The sequence below is a fragment of the Chlorogloeopsis sp. ULAP01 genome, assembly GCF_030381805.1.
Taxonomy (GTDB): Bacteria; Cyanobacteriota; Cyanobacteriia; order Cyanobacteriales; family Nostocaceae; genus Chlorogloeopsis.
The window spans coordinates 334,019-357,191 of the sequence record NZ_JAUDRH010000008.1 but is presented as its reverse complement, the minus strand read 5'-3'; the positions used below and the strand labels follow the sequence as shown (position 1 = coordinate 357,191).

General features: G+C 40.1%; 16 protein-coding genes and 1 pseudogene. 10 read left to right on the top strand and 7 right to left on the bottom strand.

The window, feature by feature from the left end; all coding sequences use genetic code 11:
* The first annotated feature begins 455 nt into the window (after positions 1–455).
* From QUB80_RS18380 to QUB80_RS18370, 3 genes are all read left to right on the top strand, one after another.
* Positions 456–1,469 carry a YihY/virulence factor BrkB family protein gene (locus QUB80_RS18380; RefSeq protein ID WP_289790952.1) on the top strand — a complete coding sequence of 338 codons (1,014 nt, stop codon included), beginning with the start codon at positions 456–458 and terminating at the stop codon, positions 1,467–1,469.
* Between the two features lie 50 nt (positions 1,470–1,519).
* Positions 1,520–2,815, top strand: coding sequence for an adenylosuccinate lyase (purB, locus tag QUB80_RS18375; protein WP_289790951.1), 1,296 nt, complete (start codon positions 1,520–1,522; stop codon positions 2,813–2,815).
* Positions 2,816–3,119: 304 nt separating this feature from the next.
* Positions 3,120–3,683 (top strand): DUF4126 domain-containing protein, encoded by a 564-nt coding sequence (locus QUB80_RS18370; protein WP_289790950.1) that lies wholly within the window; start codon positions 3,120–3,122, stop codon positions 3,681–3,683.
* Positions 3,684–3,780: 97 nt separating this feature from the next.
* On the opposite strand, the gene QUB80_RS18365 is transcribed toward QUB80_RS18370, so the two are convergent.
* The 3 genes from QUB80_RS18365 to QUB80_RS18355 all read right to left on the bottom strand — a co-directional run bounded on the left by QUB80_RS18365 (position 3,781) and on the right by QUB80_RS18355 (position 6,737).
* Entirely contained in the window at positions 3,781–4,599 is an 819-nt protein-coding gene (locus QUB80_RS18365) for an ABC transporter ATP-binding protein (protein ID WP_289790949.1), read from the bottom strand.
* Positions 4,600–4,668: 69 nt separating this feature from the next.
* Positions 4,669–5,709: a FecCD family ABC transporter permease gene (locus QUB80_RS18360; RefSeq protein WP_289790948.1), complete on the bottom strand. Its 1,041-nt coding sequence runs from the start codon at positions 5,707–5,709 to the stop codon at positions 4,669–4,671.
* Entirely contained in the window at positions 5,706–6,737 is a 1,032-nt protein-coding gene (locus tag QUB80_RS18355; RefSeq protein WP_289790947.1) for a FecCD family ABC transporter permease, read from the bottom strand. The genes QUB80_RS18360 and QUB80_RS18355 overlap by 4 nt, the downstream gene beginning before the upstream one ends.
* Positions 6,738–7,296: 559 nt before the next feature.
* Here QUB80_RS18355 and QUB80_RS18350 point away from each other — a divergent pair.
* Positions 7,297–8,283 (top strand): helix-turn-helix transcriptional regulator, encoded by a 987-nt coding sequence (locus QUB80_RS18350; protein WP_289790946.1) that lies wholly within the window; start codon positions 7,297–7,299, stop codon positions 8,281–8,283.
* Here QUB80_RS18350 and QUB80_RS18345 read toward each other — a convergent pair.
* Positions 8,276–9,108, bottom strand: a pseudogene (locus QUB80_RS18345) (Rpn family recombination-promoting nuclease/putative transposase). The gene QUB80_RS18350 and the pseudogene QUB80_RS18345 overlap by 8 nt on opposite strands.
* Positions 9,109–9,268: 160 nt before the next feature.
* Here QUB80_RS18345 and QUB80_RS18340 point away from each other — a divergent pair.
* The 4 genes from QUB80_RS18340 to QUB80_RS18325 are packed head-to-tail and all read left to right on the top strand — an operon-like array spanning position 9,269 to position 14,336.
* The gene (locus tag QUB80_RS18340) at positions 9,269–11,902 is read left to right on the top strand and encodes a TonB-dependent siderophore receptor (RefSeq protein ID WP_289790945.1); all 2,634 of its coding nucleotides are present in this window, start codon (positions 9,269–9,271) and stop codon (positions 11,900–11,902) included.
* A gap of 15 nt (positions 11,903–11,917) precedes the next feature.
* Positions 11,918–12,961, top strand: coding sequence for an ABC transporter substrate-binding protein (locus QUB80_RS18335; protein WP_289790944.1), 1,044 nt, complete (start codon positions 11,918–11,920; stop codon positions 12,959–12,961).
* A gap of 60 nt (positions 12,962–13,021) precedes the next feature.
* Entirely contained in the window at positions 13,022–13,963 is a 942-nt protein-coding gene (locus QUB80_RS18330; RefSeq protein ID WP_289790943.1) for an iron-siderophore ABC transporter substrate-binding protein, read from the top strand.
* Positions 13,956–14,336: a DUF1636 family protein gene (locus tag QUB80_RS18325; protein WP_289790942.1), complete on the top strand. Its 381-nt coding sequence runs from the start codon at positions 13,956–13,958 to the stop codon at positions 14,334–14,336. The genes QUB80_RS18330 and QUB80_RS18325 overlap by 8 nt, the downstream gene beginning before the upstream one ends.
* Before the next feature lie 25 nt (positions 14,337–14,361).
* On the opposite strand, the gene QUB80_RS18320 is transcribed toward QUB80_RS18325, so the two are convergent.
* Together QUB80_RS18320 and QUB80_RS18315 are read right to left on the bottom strand one after the other, a co-directional pair.
* Positions 14,362–15,576 carry a DUF790 family protein gene (locus tag QUB80_RS18320; RefSeq protein WP_289790941.1) on the bottom strand — a complete coding sequence of 405 codons (1,215 nt, stop codon included), beginning with the start codon at positions 15,574–15,576 and terminating at the stop codon, positions 14,362–14,364.
* 60 nt (positions 15,577–15,636) lie between these two features.
* Positions 15,637–17,178 (bottom strand): DEAD/DEAH box helicase family protein, encoded by a 1,542-nt coding sequence (locus QUB80_RS18315; RefSeq protein ID WP_289790940.1) that lies wholly within the window; start codon positions 17,176–17,178, stop codon positions 15,637–15,639.
* An 882-nt stretch (positions 17,179–18,060) separates the two neighbouring features.
* Here QUB80_RS18315 and QUB80_RS18310 point away from each other — a divergent pair.
* Together QUB80_RS18310 and QUB80_RS18305 are read left to right on the top strand one after the other, a co-directional pair.
* A complete protein-coding gene (locus QUB80_RS18310) occupies positions 18,061–20,130 on the top strand; it encodes an ATP-binding response regulator (RefSeq protein ID WP_289790939.1) in 2,070 nt (689 codons plus the stop codon).
* Between the two features lie 153 nt (positions 20,131–20,283).
* Positions 20,284–22,131, top strand: coding sequence for a tetratricopeptide repeat protein (locus QUB80_RS18305; protein ID WP_289790938.1), 1,848 nt, complete (start codon positions 20,284–20,286; stop codon positions 22,129–22,131).
* A 194-nt stretch (positions 22,132–22,325) separates the two neighbouring features.
* Here the strand turns inward: QUB80_RS18305 and QUB80_RS18300 are convergent, their stop codons facing one another.
* Entirely contained in the window at positions 22,326–22,994 is a 669-nt protein-coding gene (locus QUB80_RS18300) for a hypothetical protein (protein ID WP_289790937.1), read from the bottom strand.
* Positions 22,995–23,173: the final 179 nt, after the last annotated feature.

The window sequence follows — 23,173 nt, the reverse complement described above, 5'->3', positions numbered from 1 at the left end:
TAATTTTCCTCTTAGGATGCCCAACAACTTTTTTCAGGAAAGTTTCTCTGTTGCCAATGTTGGTAAATTTTGGCTGAGGCTCTGACAAACAAAGCTGAAGAATTATTAGTTGGGGCTGGTTCTATTTCTTTAACTTCACCGCTAAGTTTATTCTATTCTAGACGACCAAGTTTTTCTTCACTAGATCCAAAACAGTAAACTACTTTTTTATCATCTTCACTATCTTTCAAAAGAACCACATAAAAAGCCATACCTGATTGTATTCCCTGATAAGGTTTTTGTCGCCAATTTTACTGAAAATCATAGCAACACCCGTTGGAGCGATCGCTCCTCATGCCAGTAATTCTGTCTTAAATATGAGTATGTAAACACCTTAAGGAAGATGTGGAATATCCAGGAAATTTAGTATTTATTAACTCTGGAGGTAAAAACATCCTGCTTACAGAGAGGAAGTAATGAATTTGAAAGTGATTTGGGGGTTATTCCAAGAAACATTTAGTGAATGGCAGAAAGATAAAGCGTCGCGGTTAGCCGCAGCGTTATCTTATTACACTATTTTTTCCATTGCCCCATTACTGATTATTGTCATTGCGGTAGCTGGTGCAGTATTTGGAGAAGCAGCAGCAACTAATGCAATTTTTAACCAACTTCAAGGTTTAATTGGGCCGGAAGGTGCTAAAGTTATTCAAAATGCAATTGATAATGCTAATCGACCTCAAGCAGGAACAATCGCCTCACTCATCAGTATTGTTGTTTTGTTATTTGGTGCGACAGGTCTATTTACCGAGTTACAAGATGCTCTAAATACGATTTGGGAAGTGCAGCCAAAACCAGGAAAGGCGATGAAAAATATGGTTCGCCAGCGCTTTTTATCGTTCGCGATGGTATTGGCTATTGGCTTTTTACTCTTGGTATCCTTGGTAGTTAGTACGGTATTGGCAGCGATAATTGGTTACTTTCAAAACTTACTACCAGGTGTTGATTTCCTCTGGCAGATTGTCAACTTCATCATTAGTTTTGCCATCACCACAGTGCTATTCGGGTTGATTTTCAAAGTCTTGCCAGATGTCAAAATCACTTGGAAAGATGTTTTAATTGGAGCTGCGATTACCTCGCTGTTGTTCTCCTTGGGCAGGTATGCACTGGGACATTATCTGGGTAATGCTACTTTTGGTTCTACCTATGGAGCTGCTGGTTCGATAGTAGTGATTCTAGTTTGGGTTAATTATGCCGCTCAAATCTTGTTTTTTGGTGCAGAATTTACCCAAGTTTACTCGCGAAGGTATGGTTCTCATATTGTCCCTGCTGATTATGCAGTTCCTATCAGTGAAAGCGATCGCAACCAACAAGGTTTAAAACCTAAACATCAAAAATCCAGTACTAAAAAATCTGACTCTAACTGGGCAAGCACTCTCTTTTCGCGTTTTCCCCATTCCAAACGCTTAAAAAGGATGAGAAAAAATCGGTAACTTCACAACCACTAACTGTACAATATGACGGTTGTAATCTGTGGCGGACTGTGATTGAGCGTTATACCTTGCCCGAAATGGGCAATCTTTGGACGGAAGCATATAAATTCCAAACCTGGTTAGAAGTAGAAATTGCCGTTTGTGAGGCGCAGGCGGGATTAGGTTACATTCCAGCCGAGGCGGTTGAAGAAATCAAGGCAAAGGCAAATTTCGATCCGCAAAGGGTACTGGAAATTGAAGCTGAAGTCCGCCACGATGTGATTGCCTTTTTGACAAATGTTAACGAATATGTGGGTGAGGCTGGGCGCTATATTCACCTGGGTTTAACCAGTTCTGATGTATTAGATACAGCTTTGGCACTGCAACTAGTTGCCAGTCTAGATATATTGTTGCAACGCCTGCAAGATTTGATTGATGCAATCCGTCAAAAGGCGAAAGAACATCGCTACACGGTAATGATTGGACGTTCCCACGGTATCCATGCCGAGCCAATCACTTTTGGCTTTAAGTTAGCCGGGTGGTTAGCAGAAGTATTGCGTCACCAAGAACGCTGGCAAATTCTACGTAAAACTATTGCTGTTGGTAAGATTTCGGGTGCGGTAGGGACTTATGCCAATATTGAGCCGCGTGTGGAAGCGATCGCTTGTGAAAAACTTGGACTCAAGCCCGATACGGCATCAACACAAGTAATTTCGCGCGATCTCCATGCCGATTTTGTTCAACAGTTAGCTTTGGTTGCTGCTTCTATAGAACGTTTTGCTGTTGAAATCCGCAACCTCCAAAAAACTGATGTTTTGGAAGTTGAAGAGTTTTTCGCTAAAGGGCAAAAAGGTTCTTCAGCCATGCCGCACAAGCGCAACCCCATCCGTTCGGAACGACTAACGGGCATGGCAAGAATTATTAGAAGTCATGCGATCGCTGCTTTGGAAAATGTCGCTCTCTGGCACGAACGGGATATTTCCCACAGTTCGGTTGAACGGGTAATTTTGCCTGATGCTTGTATTTTGATGCATTTTATGCTTAAGGAAATAACCGAATTGGTGAAGAACCTGCTGGTTTATCCTGATAACATGACACGAAATATGAATGTCTATGGCGGTGTGGTGTTTAGCCAAAGAGTGCTGCTGACTTTGGTTGAAAAGGGAATGACGCGTGAGGAAGCATATAAAATTGTGCAAGAAAATGCTCACCAAGCTTGGAACAAGCCAGATGGAAATTTCCATGATTTGATTAGCAAAGATCCACGCGTCACTGCAAAACTTTCACCAGCAGAGATTGAAACGTGTTTTGATCCACAGCATCATTTGCAGCATTTAGAACAGGTTTACCAAAGGCTGGGGATTTAGTGGAGATTTAGGAAGTTACCAAATTGGCACGCGGGAGTCTGGTTTCAAAATTCTGCAATAACCAATCCAAAATCCAAAACTTGTACTGAGCTTGTCGAAGTATCCACGCATTGGTAAAGCAGGGGAAGAACCAAAAATTTTCTTCCCCATCTTTGTCTCGAAATAACGAGCATTACTTAACCTTAAAAATACTGATTATTATTGTAAAACTTTATATAAAATTCAATTTGTTGATAAGAATTTAGCACACGAGGGTAAGTTTACATCAATAAACCCTTAGTTATGAATTAGCGCTCTAGGTGAAATGATTGAACTCCTAGCCGCACTTTCTGCTTCAGCCGCCGCCGGAATCAGAATAGCTTTACCCTTACTCTTTATTGGACTTTTACAAGGTGGCAATCTTTGGTCACAAGTGCCAATTTTATCTCATATTTCCTCACCCGTCTTACTAGGGATTCTGACTAGTTGGTCATTTTTTGAGCTATTTGCTTCCAAAAAATTAATTGGGCAGCGAGTCTTACAAATCATACAACTGTTATTTTCCCCGCTTGTAGGAGCTATTATGGGAGTCGCTGTAGCTTCGGCAACTGCAACTCCCAATTGGCTAATTGCTTTGATTGGGGGAATGCTCGCCTTAGTACTCCAACTTGTTCAAATTGGCTGGTTCTTTCGCTTACGAGGTTTACCTTTGTGGGCAGCTTTTGTTCAAGATACACTGTGCATTGCATTAGTATTCTTTGCCTTTGATGCTCCCCGACAAGGAGGATTAATAGCTTTAATTATGCTATGGTTTGCGGTTGGTAGTGGTAAATACTGGTATGGTTGCTATAGGCGGCATTCTCGCCGCAAGTACTACCAACCCGATTAGTTGGCGATCGCTTCCAATGCTAAAAGTGTATCTCGCTGGATTGGTGTCAGACGTTAGCGTAAACAAGGCAGTAGTTTTTCAATCAGCTTCAGTCAAATCACAAGCTAGAAGATTTTGTTTGTAATTTCCTTCCCCCCTTACGTCCTATCGGTACACACATCGGAGTTCCCACCACTGGATCAGGAATAATACGGCTTTCTAACCCAAAAACTTCCTCTACCATTGTTTCAGTCATTACCTGCTTCGGTTCTCCAGCAGTAAAAATTCGACCTTCTTTGACAGCAACTAGATAATCAGCATAACGACAGGCATGATTTAAATCGTGCAACACCATGACAATAGTTCTGCCCTGATGTTGGTGTAGCTCATACAACAAATCCAAAACCTCTATCTGGTGAGCCAAATCTAGAAAAGTCGTCGGTTCATCCAAAAGTAAAATATTTGTATCTTGCGCTAATGCCATCGCAATCCATGCTCTTTGTCTTTGTCCACCAGACAAAGTGTCTAGTTCTCGCTCTGCCAGCTCCAACAAATTTGTAATCTCTAGTGCCTGTTGCACAATTGTTTCATCTTTTGCTGACCACTGCTGCAACCAATTTTGATAAGGATAACGTCCTTGTGCTACCAAATCTTTTACTGTTAACCCTTCCGGCGCTACTGGCCCTTGAGGTAAAATTCCCAACTGTTGAGCCACTTCTTTGGTGGAAAGTTTAAAAATAGATTCTCCATCAAGATATACTGTACCACCACGGGGTTTAAGCAATCTTGCCAAACCTCTTAATAAGGTTGATTTACCACAGCCATTAGCACCAACTAAAGCACTAATTTGTCCGGCAGGAATTGCCAAATTTAAATCTCGAATAATCGGCACACCATCATAAGCTAAAGACAAACCTCTGGTTGATAGTCCTTTCATAATTGATACCTCAATTCCGCAACGCCTTTTTTATCAAGTTCCTAGTCCCTAATCCCCAGTACCCAGTCCCTATTTTTTTCTGTTACGAATTAACAAATAAAGAAAATAAGGAGCGCCAACAGCAGCAGTCACTACCCCACAAGGAATTTCGATTGGTGCAAACAGCGTTCTTCCCAAAAAGTCTGCAATCACAACAATCATTCCTCCTAGTAGGGCTGAGGTAGGAATCAAACCTTCATGGGTTGCACCCACTAACTGTCGTCCTAAATGGGGTGCGATTAAACCAACAAAGCTAATCATGCCGGCGGTGGCAACTCCTGCACCTGCTAAGGCTACACCCACTAGCACGAGTAAACCACGTTGCCATTCCACACGAGTACCTATACCCTTGGCTACATCATCTCCCAAGTTAAGAGCATTCAAATGCCTTGCTAGTATTAATGCCATTGGTACGAAAACAATCAACCAAGGCAGTAGCGAAAAGACTTGCTCCCAAGTACGTCCGTAAACACTGCCAGCTAACCAAACCAAAGCATTACTAACGTCATAAATTTCCCCGAAGGTAATCATCAAGCTGGTAAAAGCACTAGCGATCGCAGACAAACCAACACCGATTAAAATAAATAGAAGCGGCGAACTGCCTCCATTCCAAGCGAGCGAGTAAATTAAAACCGCCATCAGTAAAGCACCACTAAAGGCTGATAGAGGTAAAGTATAAATTGGTGCTGACGGAAATAATACAATTACTGTAACTGCTGCCAGACTCGCACCAGCATTGATACCGATAATACCGGGATCGGCTAGGGGATTGCGTGTTAACCCTTGAAAGATAGTGCCAGAGATTGCCAGTGCCATTCCTACCATCAAAGCGACAATGGTGCGAGGTAGACGCAGATTGTAAATCACGAAAGCATGATCAGGATTTCCTGTATCTATACCAAATAACGTTTTGACAATATCCAAGGGTGAGATTGGATATTCACCCCTACCCACATTCATAACCATTGCCACGAAAATTGTTAATCCTAGCAATAGCAACATCAGTGGTACACGTCGGTCGATCCGAAAGGATATAGCCTCGGAACGGATGACTAGCCAATCCATCTTCATTTTTTCACCTTTGACTTAGCCAAGTAAACAAAAAAGGGAGCGCCAACAAGTGCTGTCATTACACCCACAGGTAATTCTTGGGGTTTGAGTAATACACGCGCTGCGATATCTGCAATCAATAGTAGAATTGCTCCTACAATAGCGGAATAAGGCAAAATCCAACGATAATCGGCTCTGATGAAAAATCTTACTATGTGGGGAACAACTAAGCCAATAAAACCAATAGGCCCAGCAAGAGCGACAGAACTCCCTGCTAGTAAAACTACGCTAATCGCAGTAATTATTTTAATCCAAGCTGTTTGTTGACCTAAGCCTTTGGCTACATCTTCACCTAAACTCATAGTAGTAATCTGTCTACCAAGGGCAAAAGCAATTACTAATCCAATGACAACGAAAGGTAATGCTTGGAGGAGTATGTTGGTATCGCGCCCAGCCAATGAACCAGCTAACCAAAATCTAATTTCTTCTAAAGTTCGTTGACTGATGATTAAAACAGCAGTCGTGATAGAAGAGATCAAAGCCGTAAGCGCTGCGCCTGCAACTGTTAGATTCAGTGGAGTAGCTCCTCCTCTTCCTAGAGAACCAAGAAAGTAGACTAACACTGCTGTGGCTCCTGCACCCAAAAAGGCCACAATGGTTAAAACACTGAGAGATGAACTGCCAAAAATAAAAATTGTTGCAACTACAGCCAGCGCGGCTCCCGACTCAATACCCAAAATACCTGGATCTGCTAAGGGGTTACGTGTCAAACCTTGCATTAATGCTCCCGATACTGCCAAGGCTGAACCTACAAGCATAGCCATGAGCGATCGCGGTAATCTCACAGTCTGGATGACTAAGTGTTCATAGGAACCATCAAAGGTAATAAAAGATGCCAAAATCTTGTTTAAAGGTATATCTGCTGCACCCAGTGTGACGCTGTAAACCAAACAAATTAGTAGAAGCGTTAGTCCTATAACTAGACCTACTAAAGGTGATATTCGTGGTGTTTTCCAGCCTCTAGGTAATGTTGTAGTTGCTTTTGTCATGCTCTTGCCGTTGCTTGCAGAAAATTATCTGTTTTGGGAACTTGTTTTGAGCCTTTCATCATTTATGCTTTCAACAGTTAACTACTTTCTAAGCATCTAATTGATAATCTTTTTAGTAATTTATGAGTTATTAAATCATTCATCTATATGCTTGTGTAATTTTATTAATCAAGATCATACTTTAAACTTATTGCTATCTTTTTTCAACTGATTATCAAGAAAATTTTATTTTTTCTTGATATAATTTTTTTGATTAGGTTTTTAGTTTTTACACTAGCTATAATTCATACCCATGACCTAAACATAAGTAATTACACTATTGATTTTATGTTAAATAAGTATAAATAAATACTTCTAATTTAAAATTCCTAATTTTTAGTAATTAGGCGATCAAAACTTTGAGTAACTTTTGTTTCATAAAAAATAGCAACTATTTACACAGAGTTATTGATGATTTTCTTGCAAATAATTGTTTTGAATTTTAAAAAATAGAGTTTAAATATTCAATCAAACTTTTTAAAAGAGCAAGTCGCTAACTAAATATCTAACTTTCAGTGTCATGACTAACACAGTTTCATGCCAGGAGTTCTGGGAACAAGTTAAATCAGTAAAAGAATACACAGATATAGAGAATGAATACTCAGAAATTTTGTATAAATATTCACAATGGTTTGGACAGGGAAATATTTTAAATATTGAGCTACGGCAGGGATTTTACCTGACACTAGAAGATTACCAAGTAAATAAAAATATAACTATTGATTATCCAGAAATGGAACATCCCTTAGGATTTTATTTTCAAATCTCAGGCGGTATAAATTGTCGCCGTTACGGCTTAAATTGTGCTGGTAATAGCATCATATCAGGTAGTGGTTTTTTACCACAATTATTTCATGAGCATTTATCTTACGAGCCTTATAAAGCTGTTAAGGTGCATATAGAACCTGAAGTCTTCAAGAGATTTATGGGTTTTAATGATGCTATTCCATCCCAGATGAAACATCTATTTCGGAAACCAGACGAAAAGCATTACTTTCACAACGGTATCGTTACCAACCAAATGCAGATAGCTTTGCAGCAAATTAGCCAGTGTCCTTTTCAGGGTTTGGTTAAACGTATGTACCTGGAGAGTAAAATTCTGGAGTTAATAGCTTTGCGGTTACAACAAGATATTGAGGCAGAAACAATACATCGTTTTAGCCATACTTCAAAAAAGGGTTTAGTGGATAAGATTTACTATGCAAAGGATATTTTAGAATCCCGTATTGACAACCCTCCTTCAGTATTGGAGTTAGCGCAGCTAGTTGGACTTAATCATCATCAACTCAAACAAGGCTTTCGTAAAGTTTTGGGACACACAGTTTTTGGCTATTTGCATAACTTTCGGATGGAGCAGGCACGGTTACTTTTATCTGAAGGTAAAATGAGCGTAGCTGAAGTAGCAAATAGCGTAGGTTACGAGCATCTTGGTCATTTTGCGGGAGCTTTTAAGCAGAAATTTGGTACTACTCCTAGTGCTTGTTTGAAGGGGAAAATTTTTAAGTAGTCTCTAACTGTTGCACGACCTCAAGTGATAAACCTGTTAATTTAGCTACAGTTTCAGGGGAAATTCCTTCTTTAAGCATATTAACAGCAACAAGCCTAATCCCCTCTTCTCGTCCTTCTTCTCGTCCTTCTTCTCGTCCTTCTTCTCGTCCTTCTTCTCGTCCTTCTTCTCGTCCTTGTTTTCGACCCTCTTCTCTACCTTCAGCTATTATTGATTGATATATGACTGACTCACGCATAATATCTCTCCTAAGTAAACGTTGAATCACTTCTTCTTCTAATACTAGTCCAGATAAAAGAGCTGCTGATGCTGTAATATTACTTTGCGCTCTTCTGTCCCTGATTTGATCTATCTGAGTAGCCACTTGCTGTAATGTGTTGATTTTATCGTTAGTGTTACTTAAAGTTGCAAATGGCAGTAAGCCTGGAGTTTGCAGAAATATTTCCGTGGATTGCTCCCACAAACGGATTACTGCAAATTGATGCTGCAAATTGTCAATGGCAAAAGTTGTTTGATAAAAAGTTCGGATGTAGATTTAGTCAAATAAATTACTACTTGTCGCATTCGTTTTTGAGGGAAACGACGATATATGCGCAAGCGATAATCCGCCATACGAAAGGGAATAGCAACATCCGGCTGAGTTTGAAATTCGACGTGCAGTACGATTTCATCTGATTGCAGTAATATCAAGGCATCTGCACGGATGGGTTCAAGAGATAATTCTTTAGGGCTTAATTGGGTAAGAGTAATTGCTTCTCCTAAAAGCCAGGTGGCAAAGTCAGTAGGGAAATTTTCAGCAAGGAATTTGCAGATAATATCAAACATAAAGAGATTTTATTAGGTATAAAATTTATACCTCATCTTTTTGGGATAAAAACTCGCCCTCTAAGGATAGACTCCATTGTGACAAAAACTCTAAACTCTGCTTATCAACTTCTTGAGAAGTATTCTCTTTAAATTTTTAACTGAGTGCGGAGTGTGGGGAATGTTCCGGCTATTTTGGTTCTTGGGTTACAAGTGTGGAATAATTGCATTGTTTTTGCTTTTAGCTTATCCTGCAAAAGCTTCAGAGTTCAGGCAGGTTAGGGAGAAAAGAGAAATTCCTCACATCAGTGAGATTGAGCGTATTTTTAAAAGTGCAGATTTTCTAGTACAGTTGCCAGCAGCACCTCAAACAGCACCCTCATCAGAAGTGATACCAGTGACAGGAGTGAAAGCTAATCCTACAGACAAGGGTGTGGAAGTAATTTTACAGACTTCTGCTGCTGAGAAGTTACAAATCACAAATCGCAGCCAGGGAAATAACTTTATTGCTGATATTCCTGGCGCACAACTGCGGCTACCGTCTGGCGATGCTTTTACATTCCGTTCCCAAAAACCAATTACGGGAATTACTGAGATAACTGTCACAAATCTGGATGCTAATACTATCCGAGTTACTGTGACTGGTGAGGAGGGTTTGCCTGTTGTGGAGTTATTTGATAGTGATGAGGGTTTGATTTTTGGTTTGACGCCCACTGGAACTGCGGTGCAAAACCCCTCCCCTTCCCCTCCCCTTCCCCTCCCCTTGGTAAGGGGAGGGGAAGGGGAGGGGTCAGAGGAACCAGCAGCACAGCAGGATGAACCGATTGAGTTGGTGGTGACAGGGGAACAAGATGGTTATCGCGTGCAGGATGCGACAACAGTAACGCGCACCGATACACCATTGCGAGATATACCTCAATCGATTCAGATTATTCCTCAAGAAGTTCTGCGCGAGCAACGTACCGACACTTCTAGTGCGCTCATCAATGCCCCAAGTGTCCGCACTTCATCTCCTTCTAACTTTGATTCATTGCGGATACAAGTTCGGGGATTTTTTACTTCACCTACACTAAACGGTTTCAAAGACTCTTTATCTTCTAGCCTTGGGCCTGATCTTACTGGAATTGAAAGAATTGAAGTTCTCCAAGGCCCAAACTCTATTTTATTCGGTTCATCCTCGCCAGGAGGAACAGTCAACTTGGTAACGAAACAGCCATTGCGCAATCCTTACTACTTCGCCGAAGCAACCTTTGGTAATTTTGACTTTTACCGTGGTGAATTGGATCTTTCTGGGCCTTTATATGATGCTAAGAAAGTACTATATCGACTGAATGCATCGTACAGAGATCAAGGGTTTTTCATTGACTCTAGCAGAACCAGAAATCTAGTGATTGCTCCGGCAGTGAGTCTTGATCTAGGAGAGAATACAAAGCTGACGCTTGAGGGAATTTACAAGGATCTAGAGTTTGAAAAAATTAGTTTTGGCTTACCTGTAATTGGAACAATACTTTCTAATCCCAATGGTAAAATACCTCGCGATCGCAACGTTAATGAGGGAACCCTCTACGCTGAGGGTTCCAGAATGGGATACACATTAGAGCATAAATTTAGTGAGGATTGGTCATTAAGAAACGCTTTTCAATATAGTAGATACTTTTCTTCTTATGGCGATCCCGATGGAGCTACTTTTCCCACTGGACTTTTAGCAGATAATCGGACATTAGAGAGAGAATATTTCAATGCAGACTACGATCAGCGTGACTATAGACTTTCGACCAATGTGATTGGTAAGTTTGCAACAGGCTTAATCCAACATCAGCTACTGTTTGGCTTTGATTTAGGTAGACAAACTATCGATTCCAATGGTGTTAGTAGAGAGATTGCCCCACTTGACTTGTTCAATCCAATTTATGGACAATCGCCTGGGGCAATCATATCTGGATCTGAATATGATGACAATTCCTTGACAGATGAGCTTGGCATTATATTGCAAGATCAGGTAACAATTGCAAACAACTTGAAGCTACTTTTGAGTGGTAGATTTGATACTTTTACGCAAACTGACAGGAACTTTCTTGCCGACACAAAAACAAGTCAATCAGGTAACGCCTTTAGTCCCCGTTTGGGAATTGTATATCAGCCAATCGCGCCTATTTCTCTCTATGCCAACTACAGTCGCTCGTTCCAGCCAGCGATTGGTAGAGCCTTTGATGGCAGCGTCTTTGAGCCAACAAGGGGTACCCAATATGAAGTTGGGGTGAAAGCAGATTTGAATGACAGGCTTTCGACTACACTGGCTTTCTACGATATTACCCAATCTAACGTCCTAACCGACGATCCAGATAATATAGGCTTTTCTGTGCAAACTGGAGAACAGCGCAGTCAAGGAATTGAACTTAGTTTTGTAGGTGAAATTTTACCGGGATGGAATATCTTTGCCAGTTATGCCTACAACGATGCCCGTGTCACTAAAGATAATTCGATTCCAGAAGGCAACCGCGTGCAACGAACTACTCCTCATGCTGCCAGCTTATGGACAACCTATGAAATTCAACGAGGAAACTTGCAAGGTTTGGGGTTTGGTTTGGGACTTTTTTATGTAGGCGATCGCGCCGGAGATGCAGCCAATACATTTGAGGTACCAAGCTATTTAACAACAGATGCTACTATCTTCTACAAGCGAAATGGTTTCCGTGCTGCTCTCAATATCAAAAACCTCTTCGATGTGGACTATTTTGAAAATGCTTTCAGTCGATTGCGAGTTTCTCCTGGTGCGCCATTTACAGTGCAAGGAACTGTTTCTTGGACGTTTTGAAAAGTCAGTGTTTTCATGAAGAGGTTTCTACACCGTTTTATCTACCTGCTATGTCTGGGAATTGTGGCATTTATGCTTGTTTGTGCCTGTAGCCAAAGTAGCGAGCAAGATGTCACATCTCCAGCATCTTCAGCAGAAAACTGTCGAATCGTACAGCATACAATGGGGGAAACCTGCGTTCCACTCAATCCTCAACGAATTGTAGCTTTAGATATCCTCACTCTTGGCGACACCGTTGCTTTAGGTATCAAGCCGATCGCAGCAGGAATATGGTCTCCTATAGAAGGTACCATAGACGCCACTCCTCATTTAGCAGACAAAATCAAAGGAATTGCTTTACATAGGTTTACTAACCAGCCTGATTTAGAGAAAATTCTGCTACTTAAACCCGACTTAATTATCAGTGCTTCAGATCCCTCATTTCGAGGAATTTACAAGCAGTTGTCACAAATTGCTCCTACTGTATTGATTCCTTGGGCGGAAATTTCACGGGATTGGAAACAACATCTAAAAGAAACAGCCAAGGTTTTTGACAAAACAGAGGTAGCTACTCAACTGTTAAATGGCTATTACCAAAGGGTTGAAGAACTAAAGCAAGTATTAGAAACTTTGCAAAAAAATTCACAAAACAATCATATTCAGCCATTTTATGCATCATTTGCTTTTGTTAGTAATGGATTATATCTTGCCCAGCGAAACTCTTTTGCTGGCACAATTTTGAATGATCTCGGATTGCTTTCTCCTAAATTGTTGAACAATCTAGCCTTGCCAATTTCGGATGAAAGTTTGCCCATAATTGATAGCGATGTCCTTTTTGTTGGCTCTTACCAACAAAGCGATCGCTCTACTCTAGAGCGCCTTCAGCGTAAACCCCTATGGTCTAAAATTAAGGCTGTTCAGCAGAATCAAGTATATTTTGTCGATTTCCAAACTTGGTACGGCTTTGATTTTCTAGCGGCTCATGCTGTACTGGATGACATTGAGAAGTACTTAGTTAACACACCTAAAACTAATAGAAGGAAATCAGTGAGTATTGCAAAGATTGCGATAGTGAGGTAAGGGGGTAAACTTGTGAAAATACCTTTACATCGCTTTATTTCCCTATTTTTATTGGGAATTTTGATATTTACACTTGTTTTGGCTTGTAGCAATAGTTTTACTCAAAAGGTTACAAACTCAAACTCTAAAGTGCAAAGCACAGAGTGCCGAGTAGTACAGCATGCAAGAGGAGAAAGTTGTATTCCCCTCAATCCCAAACGAATTGTCACCTTGGATTTTAATAGCTTTGCAACTGTTCTTGCTTTAGGTATCAAACCGATCGCAACGTGGGTAACAACTGAAATAGAAGATGACTTTCGTTACTTTCAAAGTAAAGTAGATGGAATAGAAATTTTACGTAGTTCAAGTGGTCAAATTAATTTAGAAAAACTTGTATTACTTCATCCTGACTTAATTATTGTTATTTCCCATCCATTCTTTGAAGGAGTTTATAAATATGCTTCACAAATTGCGCCGACAGTAGTTCTGCCTTGGATAGAGCATAGAGGAAATTGGAAACAACACATCCAAGATGCGGCAAAAGTTCTTGAAAGAACCGAGATGGCTACTCAAATTATGAATGATTATAATCGCCGTGTTCAAGAGGTAAAGCAGTTACTGGTTAATAAAAAAAGGTCTCTTCGCATATCATTTGCTTATGTTGCTTCTGGACAATTAGTTATCACTCGTAAAAAATCTTTTGCTGGTGGAATATTGGACGATATTGGATTATTGAATCCAATTTTTGAAGAATCTCGTGATAAACATTTAGCGGATTTATTGATTTCTGAAGAACTCCTACCCAAAATTGATAGCGATATCCTTTTTGTTGCACCACTACGAAAAGGCGATCGCTCTATTATAAAACGACTTCAACAAAAACCTTTATGGAATAAGCTCAAGGCAGTGCAGCAAGAGCAAGTGTATCTAGTAGATTTTTCTGTCTGGCGTGGACTTAATATTCTTGCGGCTCACGAGATGCTCAACGATTTGTCTAAATATCTAGTAAGAACATATGCCTAAACACACGTTATTCGTCTGCAAATCCTGTCACCATTCTTCTGAAGAACGACCAGAAAATCCTCCATTCGATGGCACATTTTTACTTGACCAACTAAACACTTTATGCAGTGAAAAATTCCCAGATGATGAAGTGGAGATTCAAGCCGTCGGATGTTTATGGGCGTGCAGTCAGGGGTGTGTAGTAGCTGTATCTAATCCAGATAAACCTACCTATCTGTTTGTCAATCTTCTCCCAGAAGAAAGTACTGTAGCTTTACTAGAATTTATGCAACTGTATATCAAAAGTCGCAAAGGTAATGTAGCTTGGAATCAACTTCCTGAACTGTTGCAATCTGCCGTTTTTGCTCAAATTCCACAACCAAATGATACGTAATTTAATAACTTAAACAGGCATGATGTTATTCCATTACAGATAACACTGACTTTGGCAACAATTTATCTTTAAACCAAACGATTCTAGCTGGAACATCATTTATTTTGACGCCAGCTTTATCCAAATTTAAACGTTCGGAAATAGCCAAAATTAAATTATGACATTGAGCGCGTCTAACTTGAGCAAACTTTTTTTGTAAATATTCTGGTCGCCAATAACCGACAATTTCTAATAAGAAGCTACGCCCATCAGGATGTACTAACCGAAAATCGGGGATCATTACACTACCAGGAATAGGAATTAAATCAACTTCTCGCTCTAAAACCCATTCAGTTTTCAATAAATCCCACTTATCAGCAAAAGATGCTTCTAACATACTATCGTAAGGTTTTCCTGGAGGATAGTGAGATACTAAACCACAATCAGAATTGAGAGTAAAACGTCCTGTTTTCCAAGTTTCTGTATAAAAATCACGAACTTGTAGTGTAGCGGCAAGGCTCCATTTTGTGACGTGAAGTAAAGCAGGAATTAATTTAGCTATTGCCAAACCATAACGAGTACTTGGAGAGAATAAACTTGTCGGCCCATCAATTGTAATTGTAAATCCGTGGTCGGCATCTCCCTCAATATATGCCATCAATTGAAACAACTTGAGATAGCGGAATAAAAGCTTATATTCGCCAGGAACATTACGATGAGCATTTAACACTAACTGACTGGCTTTATAAAACACACCTTGCACTTGGGATAAATTGTAGCGATGTAATAATTTTGTTGCTGTAGGTGCATCAAAAGCAGTCAAAATTTTATTTTCTGCCAAATCAGCATATAATCCACTACTAACTTGTTCTGGTAAAACTTCACGCTCCAATTGTTGACTTAATTCATCAGCAATTTTACTTAAAGTAACTTTTGTTAACTCCTTGCTAGGAACAGACTTAGCTGCAAGTGCAAACACCCTTTCTCTTAACATCTGAGGTTCAAGTGGACTCACCACTTCAAACGTGCAGAAACTGCTTTTGAGAATATAAGCCAAACCCCGCTTCATACGATAATCAGGAGTGTCACCTTCTAATTCCAGTAACAAACGTTCAAGCGCACCTTGAGTTTTCCCTACCGCCTCTTGAAAAGAAGTAATAATTTCATTTGCTAACTCTAAATGTTTGTTGTCAATTTTCAATCTTTTTGGGATAATTTCCTCACCATTTTGACGGTGACTTAGTAAATCTGTTGGTAGCATCTAGAATTTTTTATAAACCACAAAGGACACAAAGAACACGAAGAGTAAGAAATCTTTCGTTCATTCCTCTAACTTATCTTTGTTTTGAGTTTTTTTATTTTCAGTAAAATAATTAAATTCTAACTGTTCCGCAGCACGATAACTTTTTTGCGGATTGCTTCCATAAACAACCTGCAAATTCCCTCTCTTCTCTTTCTTTTCTTCGCGCTCTCTGCGTCTTTGCGGTTCATTATTCTTTACCCCTCGCCTTCTTGCCGAAGTATTTTCCTCAGCTGTATCCTCAGCCACCACTTCATACAAAATCGCCTGCTTATTGTTATCTTTCCCCTTTCTTAACACTCTTCCCAACCTTTGAATATATTCCCTTGCCGATCCTGTCCCAGATAAAATAATTGCTACACTAGCGGCTGGCACATCAACTCCTTCATTCAAGACGTGAGAAGCAATCAAAGTTTTATATTCTCCTTCCCGAAATTTTGTTAATATCTCATGGCGTTCCTTGACAGGAGTTTGATGGGTAATCGCCGGAATTAAAAACTCACTAGAAATACGGTAAACAGTAGCGTTATCAGCAGTAAAAATCAAAACTCGTTCTGGATAATGTTTAGCAAGTAAATTTGCCAGAATTCTTAATTTGCCATCTGTACCTAAGGCAATTTCTTTTGCTTCTCTGTGCGCTAACATTGCTCTACGTCCACTTTGCGATCGCGCACTCATTTGGACAAATTTTTGCCAGCCTTGAATGCTTCCCAAAGAAATCTTGGCTTGCTGCAAAAAATCATTACGAATTTGAATTAATTGATTGTATTTTTGACGCTCGTGTTGTGATAATTTCACCTTTATTTGCACTACTTCATGCTCTGCCAGTGCCTTTCCCGCTAGTTCCTCAGCCCTTTTGCGGTATACTTCTGGGCCGATCAGAATATTTAAATCAGTGTGTTTACCATCACTGCGTTCTGGTGTAGCAGAAAGCCCCAAGCGGTAGGGCGCGATCGCATATTCTGCAATTACCCGATTAAAGTCTGTTGGCAAATGATGGCATTCATCAAAGATTATTAATGCATATTGATTTCCCAGCGCTTCTGCGTTGATTGCTGCACTATCGTAAGTTGCCACTAGTATTGGCGTTTTGTCGCGTGAACCACCACCTAGCAATCCCACTTCTGCATCAGGAAATGCCGCTACTAGATGTGCATACCATTGATGCATTAAATCTAGAGTTGGTACCACGATTAGCGTTGTGCGTGGCGTTACTTCCATCGCCATCTGCGCTAAATAAGTCTTTCCCGCAGCCGTGGGAAGCACTACAACTCCCTGCCTTCCCGCCAGTTTCCAGGCTCCTAAAGCCTCTGTTTGATGGGGATAGGGTTCCATTTGCATACTGGAAGTCAATTCCAGAGAAAAAAACGCCTTAGCTTCGTCAAGGAAATTGGTATTTTCTGCTTGCAGTGTTTCTACTAAAGCACGGTATTTCACTGCTGGAATGCGAAATTTTTCAACTCTATCATCCCATGTAGCATAATCCATCCAGCCTTTGCCGCGTGGTGGTGGATGCAAAATTAATGTACCGCGATCAAAAGTTAATGTGGGGGTGCGAGCCATTTTTCGCCTTTTCTAATCCTTTTCGGAATTAGGGATTAGGAATTGGGTACTGGGTATTAGGTATTGCCTTATGCCCATTCCTAAACATAGCTTAAAAAGTGATGATTAATTAAGGTAAACTGACATCTACATAGTTAAAATTTTTGGAGTCAAGTAGAGAACAAAGGGACAGGAGTCGCGTTCAAATACAGAACACAGATATATGTTAAGAGACTTTTCTTTGGTGAACGTGGTATCTTGAGACTTTGATTTTTAATTATTGATAACTGTTGATTTTTGACTTGATACATTGCAGTAATACTGCTTTATTTACAGAAATTTTGCAGGTAATAATAAAATTTAGGTTTTTTTGAACACAAACTTGCTCTTTAATTAAATTGAAATTTTTTTAATAAAAAGAAAATATAGATCCTTGATTTCTCCCCAGATTTAGGGGATCTATTGTCCTACAATCTTTTTTCTAGAACCTTGTAAAATAAGTTACAAATATGATAAGACTATTTAATCGGAGAACAGTGAGGTAAAATAAAGTTTTATTTATATCAAAAGTACTAGCAAAAAGTAAATCATAAATATTTTAGAATGCAATCAATCAGAAATAATTATGATAATCTTTTATATTGGATGTAAAAAAAAGAAATTTTTATGATTTGAGTTATTTTCTACCACTTTTGATAGATTTGTATATTCTATCTGTAGATAGATATAAACGTTTAATAATTCTTGCATACTCTATCTAAAGGAATAGATACAGCTACTTGCTGCACAGACAACTGACTTTATAAAATAAATATGTATAAAATACTATTTGTTACAGACTTTATCAGTAAAAACAAGTATATATTGCAAAATAGGTGTGTAGCGATCGCATTCTTTGACTAGATGAATTTGGCAATTGTTTTTTCAGCCATCTGCATCAAAGGAGAATCCGTTTTGAAAGGAGAAGCCTCCCGTTTTGCACCATATGCCCTGACGGTTTTGACTGTTGGTAGTACCTTACTACTAACGCTATTAATACAATCACTGCTAACGCCAAATGTTTTTCCATTATTTTTCGCAGCTGTGGCAATCAGTGTGTGTTATGGGGGTACTATGTCTGGGCTGCTAGCAATAGCTTTGTCTGTGTTCTCTTTTAGTTTTCTCGAACCAGTTTATTCGCTTTGGGGTTTTGGTGTAGAGAACGTCTTATATTTGAGTGTATTTGTCTTGGAAACCACACTGATTGGGCTGCTAAACTCTAAATTATGTACTGCCAAACAATACTTAGAAACAAGTTTGCAGCAGTTTCAAACCAGCGAGGCAAAATTTAGAAGTAGCGAAGAACGCTACCGCGCTTTTTTAGAGCAAAGTACAGAAGGTATTTGGTGCTTTGAACTAGAGCAACCGATTTCGTCAGACTGTTCTGAAGACGAGCAGATTCAGCATTTTTACCAATATGGTTATCTCAGAGATTGTAACGATGTGACAGCAAAAATGTATGGCTTTTGTTATGCTGAAGAAATTATTGGAGCTAAGTTAAAAGATTTTCTCATTGCTTCTGAACCGCAGAATATTGAATATTTGCGTAATTTTATCCGTTCTGGCTACCGCCTGATTGATGCCGAATCTTATGAGGTGGATCAGTATGGTAATTGCAAGTATTTTTTAAATAATCTTGTGGGAATTTTAGAAAATGGCATTTTAGTAAGAGCTTGGGGAACTCAACGAGATATAACAGAACGCAAGCAAGTAGAACAAGAGCGGGAAAAGTTACTAGCAAGTGAAAAAGCTGCACGTACCGAAGCGGAAACTGCTAATCGCATGAAGGATGAGTTTTTAGCAACACTCTCCCACGAACTCCGCACGCCCCTCAATGCTATGCTTGGTTGGACGCAATTACTTAGGAGTCGTAAGTTTGATGAGGCTACCACAGCAAGGGCGCTGGAAACAATTGATCGTAATACCAAATCTCTAACAATTTTGATTGAAGATGTTTTGAATGTATCGCGAATTATCAGGGGTACACTTTATCTTAATCTCCAGCCGATAGAATTAGTATCGATTGTTAAAGCTGCACTAGATGTAGTCAGCCCAGCCGCCACCGCAAAAAAAATTCAGATCGAATCTGAATTAGATCCGGCAGTCGGGGTAGTAATCGGCGATGCCAATCGCTTACAACAAGTAGTATGGAATTTGCTCGCTAATGCTGTGAAATTTACACCCCAAGCGGGAAAGGTGAATGTGCAAGTAAAACGCACAGATGATAGTGTGCAGATTTGGGTTCAAGATACAGGAGAGGGTATTTCTGCTGAGTTTTTGCCCTACGTGTTTGATCGCTTTCGTCAAGGCGATAGTTCCAATACGCGATCGCATGGCGGACTAGGATTAGGATTAGCAATTGTCAGGCATTTGGTAGAATTACACGGTGGCGTAGTCTCTGCTCATAGCCCAGGAATTGGACAGGGAGCGACGTTTATTGTTCATCTGCCGATGTCAGTTGTTGATGTGAAGGTAAATTCATCACAGTTGCTTTCACAAACTAAAGGGGAGCAAATCAGTCAAGAGCGTGTCCCTTTTTTGAAAGGCTTACGGGTACTGGTAGTAGATGATGAGGCAGATACTCGTGAGTTGCTGTTAGCTATTTTGGAGGAGTATCGAGCAGAAGTGGTGGCAGTTGCTTCTTCTGTTGAGGCTTTAGATACACTGCCATATTTTCAGCCAGATGTGATCGTCAGTGATATTGGGATGCCTCAAGAAGATGGTTACACACTGATTCAAAAAGTGCGATCGCTTCCTCAAAAGCAGTGGCGAAGCACTCCTGCGGTGGCATTAACAGCTCATGCAACAGCAGAAGACAGAGCAAAAGCATTGTTGGCAGGCTTTCAGTTTCACGTTCCTAAACCAGTAAATCCGACTGAATTAGCTGTGGTAATCGCCAACCTTGCCGGGCGTACAGAAAAAATTGAAAATTAGAAATGCTAAAAAAGTGATTTATTTTCTCTGCCTTAGCGATCACTTATCGTCTGCGTAGAGAAAAGTCCCCAGATATGCGATGTCTACAACCTCACCTGCCTTATTGTTCAAGACACGAATTAAAATGAACATAGCGTGTTCTTGGTTTGGAAAGTGTCTGAGTCGTCTGTTTCCCTTCGCGATCGCTATCTTGCCCTCATCGATGAAATTGTCGAAACTACCCTCAAAGGTAAGATTAGTTCTGTCGAACAAGTGTATCAAATGCTGCTCAAAAGTGTAACGGTGGGGACGGGAGAAATTTTTGAGTTGGCGTTGAGCGATCGCCTAAATGCTATTCAGCAGCAAGTAGATACAGAAAAAGACGAACTTAAAAAAGCAAAAGCCACCCGTACTCTAAGAGCAATTAAGACAATCCAAAGTCAATGGCAACGTGCTGAAGAACAAAATAAAGCTACAGAAGCTACAGCTACTGCCATTAAGGAGATTACTACAGTTCCAACAGGAGAGCGCCTCGCTGCCTTTTTGCGCGTTACCGATTCCAACCGCAAGCATCCCCTGACTTTACAACAAATTCAACAGTTGTCAAAATCTTTACAACAATTTGCTCAAGCAGATGAGGATTTTCAGTACATCGCCGATGGCATCACTCGTGGTATGACTGCTTGGCAACGACTCCAAGAACATCTCGTCAGTTGGATGTACGAACAGAGCCAGGATTCCTTAGGATTTGGTGGCATACCAGGAGAAAGCGGGCCTTGGGCAACTTGGGCAAAGCAAACCAATAGTGAGTTACCCAAGGCACTACTTCGCACTTTAGCAATGGAGGAATCTATCATTGCATTTGCCGAACGGCAGCGCAATATCAACCTCAGTGACTGGGTAGAAATAACATTAATATTACAATTTTTGCAACGGGGATTAGTTCACTGGTTTGACCAACAACCATACAACGTTAAAGCTGGATCGAAACTATCTATTTCCACTTTTTTAACTTTTGCTGTGATTTGGAGTCAACTGGCAGATGGTTTTGGTTTAAGTACAATTTATGGTAACGCCGCTTCTCAGGTAATGTTGCAAATTTTGCGAACATTTTCTCAACGGCAGTATTTTCCTTTGTATGGCGGTATTTTTGCCTCCTTTGCTGGTAGCTACTTGCGGGATGCGCTAAATTATCTGGACGAGCCTTTACGTCGAGTCGAGGGAACGCAAGAAAAAGCGCGGATTTTGACACTTTTAGGCTATTCGCAACGGGCATTGGGGCAATATGATCGCTCGATTAATTTTCATCAGCAAGCGTTGGAGATGGCACGCAATGCAGGCGATCGTCCTTGTGAAATTGCCAATCTCAACCATCTGAGCCGTACTTGCGTTGCTCAACAAAACTACTCTGAAGCCATAGATTACAGTCAAAGAGCATTAATTCTGAGTAGACAAACAGGCAACAGAACCGGAGAAGCTTATGCCTTGGTTAACTTGGGTTACAGCGAGGTTATGCAGGCACAGCAGTTGCAAGAGTTAGAACCAGAAACTTATGAAATGGCAATTAACTATTTGCAACAAGGTTTAAGGTTATCAGAGCAATTAGGTGATGTGCAAAGTAAAGCTTTATGTTTGAGTAGTTTAGGCATTGCATATTTAGTCATTAAACAACCAGAAAATGCTATTAAAAATTTAGAAGAAGGTTTTAGAACAGCACAACTTGCTGGTGATTTATATCTACAGGGATTAAATTTAGCAACTTTAGGTGAAGCAAATTACAATCTCGCAAGTTTTGAAAGAGCAATTTACACTGGCTGTTTGGGGATGTATTTGTTAAACCAAATAGCTTCCCAGGAGTGGCTTAAACCTGCGGGATTACTGACAATTTTGCAAGGACAATTGGGTACAGAAGCTTTTCAAAATACTTTGCAACAAAATCGCCAGAGAATTATTTCTGTGATTGGTGTAGATGGATATGATTACATTCCGCAATTGTTAGAAGAATATAAGCGGGAAATGTAGGGATAGATTTTTCTGCCGAGAATTAATTTGAAGTTGAAAGAAGTTTGGTAGCGAAGTATTGTATTTATATTGAAATATCAAAAATCCTCCTTTAATTAACGCACTAAACCATCAAGAATGGTGCGTCACGAACTCTGTTCCAACGCACCCTACAAATTCTACTGTTGTTCAACAATCAATATAGTAATCCTATATTACGGAGATGATGAATTATCTTGATTGCTGTTCTCAGTAGGAGAAGAATTACTATTAGGTGTTAACTCTGGAGAAGGTGTAGCTGTAGTACCAGCCTCTGTATTGGAATTTGATGGTGATGTTGGAGTTGTTTGTCTAGCCGCAGGTGGTTCGGGTGGAACGGTAATATTGATATTAGGTGGAGTGGGAGCGGTTGTAGATGAATTATTTTGTCCGGGAACAGGAACTAGAACCGGAACTTCTCTAGTTCTTTCCACAGGAACAGGAACTTCTGTGGTTCTTTCAATAATTGTAGTTTGGGGTTGAGGTGTAGCTGTTGTTGGTGTCACAGTCACAGTTGGTGTGGCAGTATCATTAACTGCTTCATCGCGTTGGATGAAATACCAAATGCCAATGCCTGTCAACCCTGCTAGTAAGGCAAGCAACAAGCCCAAGAATAAACCACGAGCAGTATTGTCATCATCTCGTTGTGCTAATCTCTCTTGTTGGTAATCACGCTCAGATACACGCCCGTGGACATAACCGCTTTGGTAGGAGTTAGAATTTACTCCTGTATTGTCAACTGTTTCAGTAGTTCGCGTTACATTGGTGTGAAGATTTCCGTGAGTGTCAGTGTAACTATCTTGCTGAACTTCACGGTAGCTTTTGTGATCGTTTGGATTAGTCATAGGTGTTGTTTTAAATTCCTAAGTCAAGTAAGAAATGTAGAGCTAAATAGCATTAAAGGTTTTCTAAGTAAAAACCCAGTGATTGTATTCCCTGGTGTTATTTAAAACTTTTATCTGATGTATGTTTAGAATAACTTTTAGAATTGTATGAACGTTTCTATCTAAAGAAGTGATATCTA